The following is a 15470-nucleotide window of genomic DNA, read 5'->3' on the forward strand; positions in this document are numbered from 1 at the left end:
TTACTGCAGCTCGATGCGGTACCGTTCGAGCGTCGTGCCCTTGGCCCTCGCCAGGTTGGAGAGGGACTTATTGTAGTCCACGACCGCGCGGGCCTCGTTCCCGCGCGCGAGCGCGAGGTCCCGCTGGAAATCGAGCACGAACCTGGTCGTGCTGAGCCCGACGTTCAACCGCTCCTGCTCGGCCTGCAACTGCTTCTCGGCGAGGATGCGGGCCGACCGCGTGGTTTCGATCCGCTTGAAGTCGGTCTGCACTCGGCGGACCGCCTCCTTCACGGTGACGATGACCTGCTGTCGCGCGCTCTGGAGCGAGGCCTGGGCGTTGCGGGCCTCCAACTGGCGCTTGTTGTACTGGCTCCAGGCGGCGCGGTTGCCCAGCGGATAGCTCAGGACCAGGCCGGCCCCGTAGTTATAGAAGTCGCCGCTGAAGTTCCGGCTGATCATGGACGAGGGGTCGGCGCCGAGCCCGGCGAGGCCCGTCGTGCCCTGGAAGGAGAGGTTGGGCAGGAGCTGGTTCTTGGCGAACTTGGTGTTGAGGTCGCTCGTCTCGATGTTCTTGCTGGCCTGGAGCACCTCCGGGCGTCGCTCGATGGCGATGTCGATGGTCTCCTGCAGGCTGAGGGGCTCCATCGTCTGGAGCGGCTGGTCGGTCGGGAGCACCCGCACGTCCTGGCGGAGGTCCTCCTCGGCCGGGTTCAGGAGACGCCGGAGCTGGTCCTCCTGGTCGCGGATCGCCTTCTCGGCGATCAGCACCTGCTCCACCCGGGAGGCGACCGCCGCCTCGGCCTGCAGCACGTCCACGATCGCCATGACGCCCGCCCTGGCCTTGGCTTTGTTGCTCGCCAACAGCTCCTCCGCGGCCTTGAGCGCCGCCTTCGCCACCTTCAAGTTCTCGTTCGCGAAGACCAGCTCCCAGTAGGTCTGCTCGACCGTCGCGATGACCGTCAGCACGCGGTCGAAGAACACGTGCTCCTCGACCTTGGCGTTGTTCTGCGCGACCTTGATGAAGGTCCGGTTGACGTCGAGGCCGAAGTTCTTGAGCAGCGGCTGCGTCAGCGTGAACGCGAGGCCGGACTGGTAGCCGGGGTTGAAGAGGAAGCCCGGGTTGCCCGCGACGAAGGTGCGCGTCGGGCTGAAGTTCAGGTCATAGTTGGCGCCCGTGAGGAGGTTTTGGGTCATGTCCAGCGTGACCTGGGACTGGTTCTGGTCGAACCCCTGGATACGGGTCAGGTCCGGGCTCTGGTTGAAGCCGAAGATCGGCCGGTTCAACGGGGTGACGCTGCGGTTGTACTGGCCGTTGAGGCTGACCGTGGGGTCGAACTTGGCCTGCTCGAAGATGATGTCCGCGACCCGGCTGTCCTTGGTCTGCCGGCTGATCGTGATGTCCAGGTTGTGCTGGAGGGCGCGCATCACCGCGTCGGTGAGGGAGAGGGCCTCCCGCGGCTCGGCCGCGGCCGGCGGCTCGGCCGCCGGCGAAGGGAGCGGCCCCGGGACGACGAAACAGAGCCCTATCGCCAGCGTCCACGTGAGCCAGAGGAAACGGCCTGCTCGACCCATGGCGGTTTCTCCTTGCGAAGGGAGTCCGAGATCGGCCATACTATACGCGTTATCCCGCTGGTTGTCACGTTGTTGACGTCCGGGAGGCGCTCATGGCCCTGCGAACGCTGCTGCTGATCGCTCTGGTCCTGGCGGCCCAGGCTCCCGCGTGGGGGCAGTCCGCCTCCGGCACCAGGGGCATGAACGGCGGGGTGGGGGTGCTCTTCGGGTTGACGGGGCCCGGCACCCTCTACCTGGACAGCCAGGGCGGCCAGGGGTACATGTACAGCTTCAACACCTTCGAGTCCTACAACTTCCGGAACACCGCGACCGGTCAGGCCTGGAGCGGGGGGATGATGACCCTCGGCCCCCAGCTCGGCGTCGGCCTGATCTCGGGGGGGAACCAGAGCAGCTTCTCGCTCGCGACGGGGGCCAACCAGCTCAGCGGCTCCCCCACGGTGTTCCCGCCGCCGCCGCGCGCGCTCCCCCCGCTCCCGGAGATCCAATCCTCCTTCGACGAGATCCCGTAGCTCTTCCCGCCGATCGGCGTCGCGTCGGTGGCCCCCTCGCCGCCGTCAGTCCCCTCCTCTGCGCCGACCCGGCGCGGGCTTGCGCAGGCGCCGGGGCTCGGCCGCTTGCGGAGGCCGGCCCCCCGGGCTATGGACATGGCGAGGCAGGAGCCGCGCGGCGATGGAAGAGGCCATCCTCCGTCAACGAAGTGTGCGGGAAGCGATCGGGCTCGACGGGGGCGGAAGCTCCCGCCCGCGATCGAAGACGGGGCCGTGCCCCTGGCTTACGAGCGGCTGGACGGGTGGGCCGTCGGACCGGGATCACCGTCGCGCCGCCGGCGTCCCTCTCGGAGGGACGGGCGACCCTGCGTGCACGGCTGGAGTCGCGAGGCCTGGGCCTCCGGCGCCGTGTTCCTGCTCCGGCAGGCCCGCCTGGGCTTGACGATCCGGGCGACCGAGCGACCGCTCGACTTCGTCAAGCCGATGCTCTCTCCCTCTTTCTCCAGGAGGGGCGGATCAGAAATCCGACGGTGGGGGAAGCGCCCTTGGACCTGCGGCTGCGGCGGCATGACGAGGATGGGGGGATCAACGTGACGCGGCGGGGCGGGACCGTCGAGGTCGTGACGGTCAAGTGAGCCGGGCCGTCACGGCGCCTCGGCCAAGGTCCAGAGCAGGGCCAGGACGTATCGGGCCGCGGCCTCCAGCAACTCCGGCTTGACGGTTTCGACCCGATCCGTCGGCCGGTGGAAATGGGGATGGACGCCGCTCGACACGACCGTCGCCGTCGGCACCGTGGCCTCCGCGAAGGGCACGTGGTCGCCCCCCGGGAAGTAGCCGAAGAGATCCAGCCGGTCGCCCAGGCCGGCCGTCTGGCCCGCGCCGAATGCCAGATCCTTCGTGATCTGCGTGAGCCCGACGGTCAGGCGCCCGTTGCCGACGCCGGCATGGTCCACGTTGACCATGGCCCTCGTGCCCGCGAGCGCGCGCGTCGGCCTGCGGACGTAGGCGCGCGAGCCGAGCAGCCCCTGCTCCTCGCCGCTGAAGGACAGGAAGAGGAGCGAGCGCCGGGGCGCGACGCCCGCCTCCCTGAGCGCCCGCGCCACTTCCAGCAGGACGGCCGTGCCCGAGGCGTTGTCGTCGGCGCCGGGGAAGAGGAGGCCGGCCTGCCGCCCGAAATGGTCGCGGTGCGCGCCGAGCGCGACCGTCTCCCCCCGCGCCGAGGGGTCGCGGCCCGGCAGGAGCCCGAGGACGTTGACCATCTGGCCCGGCTCCTGGACGGACGTCCACCGAAGGCGGGCCTGGGCAGCGAGCGCCACCGACCGCGGCCGGCGCCTCTGGGCCAGCGCTTCTTGGATCTCGCGCAGCGAGAGACCCTGGGCGGCGAGCAGTCGCACGGCGAGGTCCGTGCTGATCCAGGCGCCGGGCAGGGGCCGCTCGCCCTCGGGGAGATTGTAGGCGGCGACCGGCTCGCCCGTGACGCCGCGCCTTGCCTCGTAGGGGGAGAGGAGGGGACCGACCGCCGTCAGGTAGGCGACCGCGCCCCGTGCGCGGGCCGTCCGCTCCTTGTCCGCCTGGGAGCTCGTCCCGGCGTAGCCCTCCGGCTTGCCGCGCAGGAACAGGACGACGCGGTTGCGCACGTCCACGCCCTCGTACTCGTCGAGGTCGTGGGCGGGATCGCTGATGCCGTAGCCGACGAAGACCACCGGGGCGGCGGCGCCGACGGAGGGCGAGTCGAGGACGGGCAGGAAGTCCGTGCCGGGCCTGGCGGTGACGACCTCCAGGCCGAGCGTCAGCTCCAGACGACAGTCCGGCTGAATCTGTGTCACGAGGACCGGCTCGGTCAGCGCCCAGGGGCCGACGGCCGCCGCGACCGGCGAAGGAGCCGCCTCGCCGGGGATCGGCTCGACGCCGGCGGGCAGGAGCCCAGCGGCCGCCCATTCCGCGGCCACCAATTGCGCGGAGCGCCGGTCGTCGGCCGTGCCCGTCTGCCGTCCGTTGAAGGCGGACCCGCTCAGGCGTGCGACGTCCGCGGCCATGCGTGACCCGGACACCAGCGCCAGCGCACGGGCCAGGGCCTCGTCGGCGGAGGGGGACTCGGCCGCCGGCGCCGTGACGGCGGCGGCGAGGAGCCAGGCGAGCCCCGCGAGGGCGAGGGGCCGGTGGTGCCGGAGGCGTGACCGCATCATGCGGCGGCGACTATAGCACAGTCGCGCCGTTGCGGAGCCCAGGGGGACGGGGTAGGATGCGCCATCGTGCGGGTCGTGGAGCGGGACATGAGCGGGACCGGCACAGGCAGGGGCGAGGGCAATCGGCTCATCCATGAGCCGAGCCCCTACCTTCGCCAGCATGCCGGCAATCCGGTGGACTGGTATCCCTGGGGCGAGGAGGCGCTGGCCCTCGCCAAACGGGAGGACCGTCCCGTGCTCCTGTCCATCGGGTACTCGGCCTGCCACTGGTGCCATGTCATGGCCCACGAGTCGTTCGAGAACCCCGACATCGCCCGGCTGATGAACGAGCATTTCGTCAACATCAAGGTGGACCGCGAGGAGCGTCCGGACCTGGACGATGTCTATCAGAAGGCCGTGCAGGTCTTCACGGGGCGCGGGGGCGGCTGGCCGCTGACCGTGTTCCTGACGCCCGACTTGGAGCCCTTCTACGGCGGCACCTACTTCCCGCCGACGCCGCGGTACAACCTGCCGGCCTTCCCGCAGGTGCTCCTCGGCGTGGCGGAGTCCTACCGGAGCCGACGCGGCGACGTCCGGAGCAACGTCGAGCGCGTGAAGGCCGGGCTGCGCCGGGTCGCGTCGCCCGTTCCCTCCGACGAGTCCGTCACCGCGGGGGTGCTCGATGAGGCCGTCCGGGAGCTCCATCTCCTGTATGAGCCGGTCCACGGCGGGTTCGGGGACGGCCCCAAGTTTCCGACGACGTCGCCCCTGGACCTCCTGCTGCGCCACGCCCACCGGACGGGGGACGGAGAATCGCGCGAGCGGGTGCTCCACACGCTCAGGCGGATGGCCGCCGGCGGCATCTACGACCATCTGGGCGGCGGGTTTCATCGCTACGTGGTGGACGGTCGCTGGCTGGTGCCCCACTTCGAGAAGATGCTCTCCGACAACGCCCAGCTCATCCGGCTGTACCTCGACGGCTGGCGGCTCACCGGCGAGGCGCGTTTCCGGCAGGTGGTCGAGGAGACGATCGGCTACCTGGAGCGCGAGCTGTCGGACCCCGACGGGGGCTGGTCCGCGGCGCGGGACGCGGACAGCGAGGGACGCGAGGGAGCCTACTTCCTCTGGACGCCGGGGGAGGTCACGGCCGTCCTCGGCGCCGAGCTCGGCGAGCTGTTCTGCCGCGTGTACGACGTGACCGAGGACGGCAACTTCGAAGGACGGTCCATCCTCAACCGGCTCGGCGGTGGGGCCACCGGGCCGGAGGAGCTGCAGGAGATCGAGCGACTGCTCGCCCCGGCCCGGAAGAAGCTGCTCGAGGTGCGTGAGCGCCGCGTCAAGCCGGGGCTTGACAATCTGATCCTGACCGGCTGGAATGCGCTCGCGGTGTCGGCGTTCCTGGACGCCTCCCGCGCCTTCGGCCGGCCGGACTGGCTGGCGCGGGCGGAGCGGGCCCTGCTCTTCCTCCTCGACCATGCCTGGACGGGCGGTCTCGTCCACCGGACGGTCACGAGCCGCTGCGGGCGGCTGTCCGGCTACGCGGACGACCATGCCTTCCTCGCCGCGGCGCTGCTGGACGCCTTCGAGGCGACGGGGAAGCCGGTCTATCTCGATCGCGCCGTCGCGCTGGCGGACCTGATGGTCGAGCGGTTCTGGGATCGGGAGGCGGGAGGGTTTTTCTACACCGCGGAGGACCGGCACATGCCGCTCCCGCGCATGAAGCCGGGGTTGGACGGCGCCATCCCCTCGGCAAACGGGGCGGCGGCGATGGTCCTGCTGCGTCTGTCGGCCCATACCGGCGAGCCGCGCTACGAAGAGCGGGCCGAGCGGACGCTCCGCCTGTTCCGGGCGCAGATGGACCGCAACGCCCACGGCTCGTCGGCGCTGCTCTGCGCGGCGGACTTCTGGCTTCAAGGGCCGAAGACGGTGGTGCTGATGGGACCCCGCGGGGACCGGGCGCTCCAGGAGATGCTGGCGATGCTCGGGCGGCGGTACCTGCCGAACCGGACGATCCAGCTCGTGGACCCGGGGCTCGGCGGCGGCGCCCGGTTCCTGCCGCCGGCCCTGGAGGGTAAGAAGCCGGTGGACGGCAAGCCGACCGCCTATGTCTGTCACCGGTTCACCTGCTCTAAGCCGGCCACCGACTGGATCGCGCTGGAGCGGCTGTTGTGAGGCACAGGGTATGAACGACGGCGGACCCTACGACCACGTCTACTCCAAGTTCGTCCAGGAGAAGGACCGGGCGCAGGGCTACGAGTTTCAGCAGGGGCCGACCGGCAGCGTGGCGCCGCCGGTCGTGACCTTCGGCCAGAAACTGACGTGGTGGACCTGGGACCGCTGGCGGCGGATGAAGCGGATCCGCTCCGAGCGGGATCGGCGGGTGCAGGAGATTCTGGAGGTGAAGACCCCCCGGACGCCGGATGGACGCTAACGGGGGTGCACGAGCCCCCGCAGCCGGAAGTTGAACTCGATGTTGAGGACCTGGTTCCACACCGGCCCCGTCGCCGCGCGCGGCCGCGCGCGCGTCCCGTCCTCCGGGCTCACGACCTTCCCGTACAGGTAGAACCAGTTCACGATCGCGTCGCCCTCGTGCTTGAGCACGATCCAGTGCCGTCCGGCCGGCATGATCGTGGGAGTCTGCTCGAAGGAGAAGGCCACCCACTCGTACCGGTTGGGCGGCGTGCGGATCGCCGCGGCCGGGACGGGCCGGCTCTTCGCCAGCAGGCGGCCGGGTCCGTCGCCGCCATCCGCGTACAGCTCGACCCAGAGCGCCCCGCTCTCCCCGCCGAAGCGGTGCAGGGCCAGCGAAAAGTCCTTGACCAGCACCGGCCGTTCCGGCTCCAAGGCCTGGGCGTAGAGCCGATCGCCGGTGACGTACTCCGCCGTCTCGACCATGTAGCCCTGCTCGATGGAGTATTGGCCGCTCCCCTCCGCCTTCACCGGCTCGAACAGCCGGATCTCCCGCGGAAAATCGAGGTTGCCGAAGACGACCGGGAAGTCGAACTGCTCCGGCGTGAGCGCGGCCGGTGGCGCGTCGGGCGGGTGCGGCGCCGGCGGAACCGCGGCAGGGGGCGGGGATGGGGCGTCGGGCGGACGCGGCGCGGCGGGCGGGGCAGGCTGAGCCTGGGGGACCGCCAGGCTCGCCGCGTAGATCAGCTTCTGGGGCTGGGCCTCGACCTTCTGGGCCGTGACCACGTCCTGGTCGCGTGAGAAGTCCGCCTCCAGCCTCACGTCGGCGAGCCTCGGCCGCGCCGCCCCCCGCGTCCGCCAGGTGATCAGCCCGTCCGTATGGGCGGCCTGGTTGTCCGGCCCCACCTCGACGCGGATGAACCGCGTGGACACGAAGAGGTGATAGGCCTGGGCGTCGAACATCAGCCAGCCCTGATCCGGGTAGAAGATCTCCAGCCAGGCATGGCGCCCCGCCGCCCAGCGGGCGGTCCAGCGCCGCCGGCCGTTGTCCTCGTCCACCTCCCAGGGTTTTTCCAGCGTGCGGCCGCGGACCATCCGGGCCGGGATGCCGGAAGCCCGCAGCAGCGCGACGGCCAGGTGCGTGTAGTTCTGGCAGTTGCCCTTGCCCTCCCGCTTGGTCGTGAGCGCGTCGTAGGCGGTCGGCTCGAGCGTGTAGTGGAGGTGGTCGACGAGCCAACGCAGGAGGCGCGTCACCGCCTCGCCCTCCGTCGCGGCCCCCTTCACCAGCCCGGCGGCCAGCTCGCGGATCTCCGGGTCGTCCGACTGGACCAGCGCGCTCGGCTTCAGATAGGGCGCCACGTCGGCCGGGATGGCCGAGGTCGGCAGCGGGTAGGGCGCGGCCGTTGCCACGGGGGCGAAGGCCACCGAGGCCTGCACGTCGTACTCGCTGGCGATCCGGATTTCCCCCGGGGCGGGGTTCTTCCAGACGAGGGCGAGGATGCGGTTCCCGTAGGGGTCGGTCCTCTCCTCGACCGTGGTCGGCGCGGGAGTCGCTCGTTGGCGGTAATGGTCCACCGCCTGCTTGGAAGTCTTGGTGCTGACCGATGGCGGCGGGACGAGGTGGTAGGTCAGCTCCTCGATGCCGGCCGGCAGGTCGAGCACGGCCTGGTCTGAGACGTGAAAGGCCGAGGTCAGCTCGCCGGTCAGGATGAGGGTGCGGGCGGGAACTGCGGAGGAGCCGAGCGCCCAGACCACCCCCATGAGGGGGAGCCAGCGGCGGAGGAAACCGATCCGCTGCGTCATGGAGGTCCGGCTCCGAGGGTGGGGGCGGCGTGAGGTCGGCGCCGATCATAGAGAAGGGCGTGGCCGTTGTCCAGCGCGGCGGGCTGCTCTCCGTGGCGCCCGGGCGGGCGGCGGTCTCCCGTGCTTGCCCGGTCGCAAGCGAGGGGATCGGCGGGGGGCCGCCCGGTCTCTACTGCGCCCCTAGGGAATAGACCTGGGCTGACGGGAGGACGACCCATGCCGACGACCATGCAGGGCGGCGCCGGCGACGGGAGCGCGCTGCCCGACCGGCAGGTGCCGCAGCTCATCCAGGCCATAGCCGGCCTCAGCGTCCAGACCGGCCTCTCGTGGGAGCAAGCCATTCAGCAGCGGCCCGACCAGGCCCCGACGATCCCGGCCGAGTCCTGGCGGCCGCCGGGACATGGCTGATCCTCGGCGAACCGCGTGACCGTGACGCTTGCCTTGCGCCCGCCCGCCGTACTACAGTCGGCCGGAACCGGGGGGCTGTCCGTTGGGCGAGACGCGGGTTGACCTGCTGCACCTCCTCGAGGACCTGCGCGACGCCTATCCAGGGTCCCTCGAAGAGACCATTCTCACCGAAATCGTCGCGAACTCACTCGACTCCGGCGCCGATTGCGTGGCCCTCACGGCGGACCCCGCCCAGGCCACGCTCCTGGTGCTCGACAACGGCTCGGGGATGCAGCGGCGGGAATTGGCGCGTTACCACGACATCGCCGCGCAAGCACTTCCTGCCGCTGCTCGCCCCGGCCTTCGATGCCCAGTTAAGCGACCACTACCCGGGCGGTGTCCGCTTCGTGGTCAACGGGGTATCCTGTGAGCGTCGGGGCGACGGCGGGTCGGAACGGGCGCCGCTGGAGACCCGTATGGCGCGTAAGCGCAAGCCGTCGGCGGTCGGCTACCTGCTTCGGGACGATCTGCCGCTCCCCGAAGAGCGGCGCGGCCTCGCCATCAGCACCTTCGGCAAGGTCATCAAGCGGGGGTGGGACTGGCTCGGGCTCACGCCCAGCGCGCCGGACCGGATCGGGGGCCTCATCGAGGCGCCCGCCCTCGCCGCCTGCCTGACGCTGAACAAGGGCGATTTCATCCGCACGGGGCCCCGCGGTGCGGCGTACCTGGCCTACCGTAAGGCGATCCAGGAGGCGGTCGCGCGCCAACTCCAGGCCTGGGGTGATGTGCGGGAGGCCGGCGAGGAAGCGCGTCAGCGCCTGGCGCGGCCCCTCGAACGGGACTTGGGACGGGTGCTCGAAGACCTCTCGCGGGATTGCCCCCTCCGTGCCGCCCTGGTCGAGCGTCGTCCCGGCGGGCAGCGGCGGCTGCCGATCGGCCGGAGCGACGGGCCGGCGGCCGACCATGCCGCGGTGCCGGTACTGAAGCCGACCGGCACGGGACCGGGAGGCGAGCCGGCGGAGCCACCTGCTCCGGGTGAGGCCCAACCGGTCGCGCCGACGCCCGGCGAGCCTCGGGGCCCGATTCCGGAGGAGCCTCCATCGGGCGGCGCGGCGCTGCCGGACCGCGGGCGCGGCGCCAGGCCGGCGCGGTACGGGCTCAGTCTCAAGTTCGAGGAACGCCCCGGCGATGCGGAGCTCGGGCGTCTGGTCGAGTCCACCGTCTGGATCAATCAGGCGCATCCGGCGTATCGGCGGGCCCTTGCCTCCCGGTCGGTCGGGTACCGCATCTGCCTGGCCGTGGCGCTCGCGCTTGCGCCGCTCGCCGTCGAGCCGGCCAAGGAACACGCCTTCGTCACGACGTTCCTGTCCCGGTGGGGCGAGGCGATCGGCGGCGGTCGCGGCGGCGGGAAGCGGGCGCGCTAGCCCGGCGCCCTTGGGGCCAGCCGGCTCCGCCGTTAATCCCTTGGGGGAGAGGCGGCTCCGGAGCGGTGCGTCTCGACCGAGGTTCCCTGTGCTAAGATCACCGCCGGAGTCCGCCATGCCCGCGTCCAGTCCCTTCAAGCTCGTCGCGCCGTTCAAACCCTGCGGGGACCAGGGCGGGGCCATCGAGCGGCTTGCGGCCGGGGTCCGGGACGGCAGGAAGCACCAGGTCCTGCTGGGCGTCACGGGCTCGGGCAAGACCTTCACGATGGCCAACCTGATCGAGCGGGCGCAGAAGCCGACGCTCGTCCTGGTCCACAACAAGACGCTCGCCGGGCAGCTCTACCAGGAGTTCCGGGCCTTCTTCCCCCACAACGCCGTCGAGTACTTCGTCAGCTACTACGACTACTACCAGCCGGAGGCCTACCTGCCGCAGACCGACACCTACATCGCCAAGGACGCCTCGATCAACGACGCGATCGACCAGATGCGCCACTCGGCGACGCGATCGCTCTTCGAGCGGAACGACATCGTGATCGTCGCCTCCGTGTCCTGCATCTACGGCCTGGGCTCGCCGGAGGTCTACCACGACATGCTGCTCTACCTGGAGGAGGGCATGGAGATCCGGCGGGAGCAGATCCTGGCCAAGCTCGTGGATATCCAGTACGCGCGCAACGACACGGACTTTCACCGCGGTACGTTCCGGGCGCGGGGCGACGTGATCGAGATCTTTCCCGCGTCCTCGGAGGCCAACTCGGTCCGGATCGAGCTGTTCGGCGACCAGGTGGACGCGATCCACGAGATCGACCCGCTCACGGGCGAGGCGCTGCACCGGTTGCCCAAGGTGCCGATCTACCCGAACACGCACTACCTCATCGCCCCGGACCGCTACGAGCGGGCCCTGAACGGGATCGAGGCGGAACTGGAGGAGCGTATCGCCTGGTTCACGCGGGAGGGCAAGCTCGTCGAGGCGCAGCGCATCGAGCAGCGGACGCGCTTCGACCTGGAGATGATCCGGGCGATGGGCTACTGCCACGGGATCGAGAACTACTCGCGGCACCTGAGCGGCCGAGCGCCCGGGGAGCCGCCGCCGACGCTGCTGGACTATTTCCCCGAGGATTTCCTGCTGATCGTGGACGAGTCTCATGCGACGATCCCGCAGGTGCAGGGGATGTACGAGGGCGACCGCTCGCGCAAGCGGAGCCTGGTGGAGTACGGGTTCCGTCTGCCCTCCGCCTTCGACAACCGGCCGCTCACGTTCCGAGAGTTCGAGCGGATGGTCCGTCAGGCGGTGTATGTCTCCGCCACGCCCGGTCCCTACGAGCTGGAGCATGCGGCCGGGCACGTCGTCGAGCAGATCATCCGGCCGACCGGGCTCATGGACCCGGAGATCGAAGTGCGACCGGCGCGCGGACAGGTGGACGACCTGCTCGGCGAGGTCCGCAAGGAGGCGGGGCGAGGGAACCGGGTGCTCGTCACGACGCTCACCAAGCGCATGGCGGAGGACCTGACCGAGTATTTCCACGAGCTGGGCGTGCGCGTCCGCTACCTCCATTCGGACATCAAGACACTGGAGCGGGCGGAGATCGTCCGGGACCTGCGGCGCGGCGTCTTCGACGTCTTGGTGGGGATCAACCTGCTCCGGGAGGGGCTGGACATCCCGGAGGTGAGCCTCGTGGCGATCCTCGACGCGGACAAGGAGGGCTACCTGCGCTCGCACCGTTCCCTGATCCAGACGGCGGGCCGCGCGGCGCGGCACGTCGAGGGGCGGGTGATCTTCTACGGCGACGCGGTGACCGAGTCCATGCGGCTGGCGATCGAGGAAACGCGCCGCCGCCGCGCGATCCAGGCCGAGTACAACGCGACGCACGGCATCACGCCCGAGGGCATCCGGAAGGGGATCCCGGACTTGGAATACCGGGTGGCGGAGATGGACTACGTGCAGCTCGACCTGGCGGCCGACCCCGGGGTGTCCGGCGGCGACGAGCAGGCGATGGAGCGGAGCATCAAGGAGCTGGAGGCGGAGATGAAGGCGGCGGCGAAGGACCTGGAGTTCGAGCGGGCCGCGGCGCTGCGGGACCGCATCCGCGCGCTCAAGGCGAAGCTCCTGGAGGTGCCGCGCGAGGGTCGGTGCGTGGGCTAGGCCTGCTTGTAGAGATAGATGCCGAGGGAGATGCCGAGGAAGGTGAGCAGGTTCATCTTAACGGTGAAGCCAAAGGTCACCTTGAGGAGGATCAGGTCCACCGTGACCGGCGGGTTGAGGCCCGGCGTCACGGCCTCGGAGAAGATGGCCTGAATGGTCCCGCCCGGGGCCATGGTCCTCAGAATTTCCCCCAGGAGGCCGCCGAGCAGCCCTCCCAGCAGGATGAACAGGATGAACATGACTGGCGACTTGCGCATGGTCCCCGCCGCCCCGAGAGCCGCTCCCTGCTTAGGGTAAATTGCGGTGTACGATAGCGGAGTGGGAGCGGGAAGTCAAGGCGCGGCCGCCGGATTCTCCGGGAGGGGCGGGGCGCTGCCGGCGGTCGGGCCGGCGACGCCCGTTCGGCCATTGACTTTGTCTCCGGCCGTTCTGTAGACTGCGCGATGGCTTTTTCCTGATTTTTCCTGGTCCTTGAGGCTTCCGGCCGGATCGAGAGTCCGGCGATCATCCTGACTGTCGATGCCCGCCGGGCCGGTGACGTGGTGGGCGCGCCTAACACCCACGAGCGTCGCACAGGCTCTGGGGGGGGGCCGGAGATACCCGGCGGACCCCCGCACTCTTTCCTCACGGTCGGCGGCGAGAGATACCGGTTCCGTTGCAGGCGGAGCGCGCTTGGGCGGAAGGCCGCGGCCGTTGTCGCGGGTGGGGGGACGGGCGGGGGGTCGGGAAGGATCGCCGACACGAGCACTCTGATGTTCGATGCCCTGAACGAAAAGTTCGAGCGAATCCTCAAGCGGCTCCGCGGCCACGGCGTGCTCACGGAGCAGAACATCGCCGAGGCGCTCAAGGAGGTCCGCCTCGCCCTCCTGGAAGCCGACGTCAATTTCAAGATCGTCCGGGACTTCGTCGAGCGGGTGCGGCAGAAGGCGGTGGGGCGGGAGGTGCTCCAGAGCCTGACGCCGGGCCACCAGGTCGTCAAGGTCGTCTGGGACGAGCTGTGCGAGCTGATGGGGCGAGAGCAGGCCGGCTTCGCCCTGGCCTCGACGCCGCCCACGGTCGTGATGATGGTCGGCCTGCAGGGGGCGGGGAAGACCACGACCTGCGGGAAGCTCGCGCGCCTGTTCAAGCAGCAGGGCCGGCGCGTCCTGCTCGTGGCGGCGGACCCGCGCCGGCCGGCGGCCGGCGAGCAGCTCGCCAGCCTGGGCCGGGCGCTGGACGTGCCCGTGCACCGACCGGCTGCGTCGGGGACGGCCCGTGGGGACGTCGTGAACGTCTGCGCGGAGGGGGTGGCGCGGGCGACCGATCAGGGCTACGACCTGGCCATCCTGGACACGGGCGGCCGTCTGCACGTCGACGACGAGCTGATGGAGGAATTGGCGGAGGTCAAGCGCGCCGTCAGGCCGCACGAAGTCCTGCTGGTCGCCGACGCGATGACCGGCCAGGATGCGGTGGCCATGGCGGAGCGGTTCGATCAGCGCGTGGGGCTCACCGGCGTGATCCTCACCAAGGTCGAGGGCGACGCGCGCGGGGGGGCGGTGCTCTCCATCCGCGCCGCCACCGGCAAGCCGGTCAAGTTCCTCGGCGTGGGCGAGAAGCTGGACGCGCTGGAGCCCTTCCATCCCGACCGGATGGCCTCGCGCATCCTGGGGATGGGCGACGTGCTCTCGCTCATCGAGAAGGCGCACGAGGCCTATTCGCGGGAGGAGACCGAGGCCCTGCAAAAGCGGCTGACCTCGCGGAGCCTGACGTTGGAGGATTTCCGTGAGCAATTGGGACAGATGGGGCGGGTCGGCTCGCTGGAGCAGATCCTCGGCATGCTGCCGGGCGGCCAGAAGCTCAAGGGCATGCTCGACGGGCAGGTGCCCGAGAAGGAGATCAAGCGGGTCGCGGCGATCATCGACTCGATGACGCCGAAAGAGCGGCGGGACCACGCGATCATCAACGGGAGCCGCAAGAAGCGGATCGCGCGGGGCAGCGGGACGGAGGTGCAGGACGTGAACCGGCTGCTCAAGCAGTTCCTGGCGGCCCGGAAGATGATGAAGGCGTTGTCGGGCGGGGGCGCGAAGCGACAGCTCGCCCAGTTGTTGCGGTCGTTCTGAGCTAAGGAGGACTCCACGTGGCGGTGCATTTGCGGTTGGCGAGGGCGGGCCGGCACAAGCGGCCCTTTTATCGGGTGGTGGCGGCCGATTCGCGGAAGCCGCGCGATGGGCGGTACCTGGAGGTCCTCGGGACCTACGATCCGCTCAAGAGCGAGGGCGGGACCGCGTTCAAGACGGAGCGGGTGCTCGACTGGTTGAAAAAAGGCGCGCAGCCGACGGTGACGGTCCGGACCCTGCTGAAGCGGACCGGCGTCCTGGCGCAGCACCAGGCGGCGAAGAAGGCCTCGTAAGGGCGCCGTCGGCGGAGCCGTCGCCCCGGATGGGGCAGTGCGGGGCCGGCTCCAGACGCTCCTGTATCCGGGGTCGGTATCCGTCATCCCGGCGAGAACATGGCCGGGGTCAACCCTGCGCCGGCGCGGAGGAGGCCTGCGGCCCGGTTCCTTCCATGAACGACGACGTTGACCTGATCGCGGTCGGGCAGATCGTCAAGCCCTTCGGGGTGCGGGGCGAGGTCCGGGTCCGGTCGCTCAGCGACGTGCCGGGGCGCTTCGAGCGGCTGCGGCGTGTCACGGTCGAGGCTCCGTCGGGCCGGGTGCTCGTCACGGCCGTGACCCGGGTGCGGGAGGACCGGGGCGTCGCCGCCGGCTATGTTCTGGGCCTCGAAGCCCTGACGACGCCGGAGCAGGCGGCGGCCTGGCGCGGTGCGCTGCTCAAGATTCCGCGGGACCAGGCGCCTCCCCTGCCCGAGGGGGCGTACTACGAGTTTCAACTCGTCGGCCTGGCGGTGTCGGACGAGGCCGGCGAGGAGTTGGGCACGTTGACGGACATCTGGGAGACCGGCGCGCACCACGTGTTCGTGATCCGGGGGGACGGCCGGGAGGTCCTGCTCCCGGCGACCAAGCAGGCCGTGGCGTCCGTGGACCTGGAACAGGGGACCATGGTCGTCCGCCGGGCCGCGCTGGTGTCGGAGGAGGCGCCCTCCAGGGCTGTGGGGGCCTGAC

Annotated in this window: 14 protein-coding genes; 10 read left to right on the forward strand and 4 right to left on the reverse strand. The window is 70.6% G+C overall.

Annotation, left to right across the window (positions count from 1 at the left end; all coding sequences use genetic code 11):
• Entirely contained in the window at positions 1-1554 is a 1554-nt protein-coding gene (locus tag AC1U7O_RS10945) for a TolC family protein (RefSeq protein WP_479894812.1), read from the reverse strand.
• Positions 1555-1646: 92 nt separating this feature from the next.
• Here AC1U7O_RS10945 and AC1U7O_RS10950 point away from each other — a divergent pair, with 92 nt between their 5' ends.
• Entirely contained in the window at positions 1647-2063 is a 417-nt protein-coding gene (locus AC1U7O_RS10950) for a hypothetical protein (protein WP_479894813.1), read from the forward strand.
• Between the two features lie 623 nt (positions 2064-2686).
• Here AC1U7O_RS10950 and AC1U7O_RS10955 read toward each other — a convergent pair.
• The gene (locus AC1U7O_RS10955) at positions 2687-4228 is read right to left on the reverse strand and encodes a M20/M25/M40 family metallo-hydrolase (protein ID WP_479894814.1); all 1542 of its coding nucleotides are present in this window, start codon (positions 4226-4228) and stop codon (positions 2687-2689) included.
• A 66-nt stretch (positions 4229-4294) separates the two neighbouring features.
• Here AC1U7O_RS10955 and AC1U7O_RS10960 point away from each other — a divergent pair, with 66 nt between their 5' ends.
• Both AC1U7O_RS10960 and AC1U7O_RS10965 read left to right on the forward strand, forming a co-directional pair.
• Positions 4295-6379, forward strand: coding sequence for a thioredoxin domain-containing protein (locus AC1U7O_RS10960; protein WP_479894815.1), 2085 nt, complete (start codon positions 4295-4297; stop codon positions 6377-6379).
• Between the two features lie 10 nt (positions 6380-6389).
• Positions 6390-6638, forward strand: coding sequence for a hypothetical protein (locus tag AC1U7O_RS10965; RefSeq protein WP_479894816.1), 249 nt, complete (start codon positions 6390-6392; stop codon positions 6636-6638).
• On the opposite strand, the gene AC1U7O_RS10970 is transcribed toward AC1U7O_RS10965, so the two are convergent.
• Positions 6635-8419: a transglutaminase-like domain-containing protein gene (locus tag AC1U7O_RS10970; protein WP_479894817.1), complete on the reverse strand. Its 1785-nt coding sequence runs from the start codon at positions 8417-8419 to the stop codon at positions 6635-6637. The genes AC1U7O_RS10965 and AC1U7O_RS10970 overlap by 4 nt on opposite strands.
• 216 nt (positions 8420-8635) lie before the next feature.
• Here AC1U7O_RS10970 and AC1U7O_RS10975 point away from each other — a divergent pair, with 216 nt between their 5' ends.
• The 4 genes from AC1U7O_RS10975 to uvrB all read left to right on the forward strand — a co-directional run bounded on the left by AC1U7O_RS10975 (position 8636) and on the right by uvrB (position 12370).
• Positions 8636-8827, forward strand: coding sequence for a hypothetical protein (locus AC1U7O_RS10975; protein WP_479894818.1), 192 nt, complete (start codon positions 8636-8638; stop codon positions 8825-8827).
• Positions 8828-8909: 82 nt separating this feature from the next.
• Positions 8910-9236 carry an ATP-binding protein gene (locus AC1U7O_RS10980; RefSeq protein ID WP_479894819.1) on the forward strand — a complete coding sequence of 109 codons (327 nt, stop codon included), beginning with the start codon at positions 8910-8912 and terminating at the stop codon, positions 9234-9236.
• A 46-nt stretch (positions 9237-9282) separates the two neighbouring features.
• Positions 9283-10230, forward strand: coding sequence for a hypothetical protein (locus AC1U7O_RS10985; RefSeq protein ID WP_479894820.1), 948 nt, complete (start codon positions 9283-9285; stop codon positions 10228-10230).
• Between the two features lie 115 nt (positions 10231-10345).
• Positions 10346-12370, forward strand: a complete 2025-nt coding sequence (uvrB, locus tag AC1U7O_RS10990) for an excinuclease ABC subunit UvrB (RefSeq protein ID WP_479894821.1) — start codon at positions 10346-10348, stop codon at positions 12368-12370.
• Here the strand turns inward: uvrB and AC1U7O_RS10995 are convergent.
• Positions 12367-12627: a DUF4321 domain-containing protein gene (locus AC1U7O_RS10995; RefSeq protein ID WP_479894822.1), complete on the reverse strand. Its 261-nt coding sequence runs from the start codon at positions 12625-12627 to the stop codon at positions 12367-12369. The genes uvrB and AC1U7O_RS10995 overlap by 4 nt on opposite strands.
• A gap of 495 nt (positions 12628-13122) precedes the next feature.
• On the opposite strand from AC1U7O_RS10995, the gene ffh reads away from it, so the two are divergent.
• From ffh to rimM, 3 genes are all read left to right on the forward strand, one after another.
• The gene (gene ffh, locus AC1U7O_RS11000; protein ID WP_479894823.1) at positions 13123-14469 is read left to right on the forward strand and encodes a signal recognition particle protein; all 1347 of its coding nucleotides are present in this window, start codon (positions 13123-13125) and stop codon (positions 14467-14469) included.
• 17 nt (positions 14470-14486) lie between these two features.
• Positions 14487-14759: a 30S ribosomal protein S16 gene (gene rpsP, locus AC1U7O_RS11005; protein ID WP_479894824.1), complete on the forward strand. Its 273-nt coding sequence runs from the start codon at positions 14487-14489 to the stop codon at positions 14757-14759.
• A 155-nt stretch (positions 14760-14914) separates the two neighbouring features.
• Complete coding sequence (rimM, locus tag AC1U7O_RS11010) at positions 14915-15469, forward strand: ribosome maturation factor RimM (RefSeq protein ID WP_479894825.1); 555 nt, start codon at positions 14915-14917, stop codon at positions 15467-15469.
• Position 15470: the final 1 nt, after the last annotated feature.

The sequence above is a fragment of the Candidatus Nitrospira neuquenensis genome, assembly GCF_979578155.1.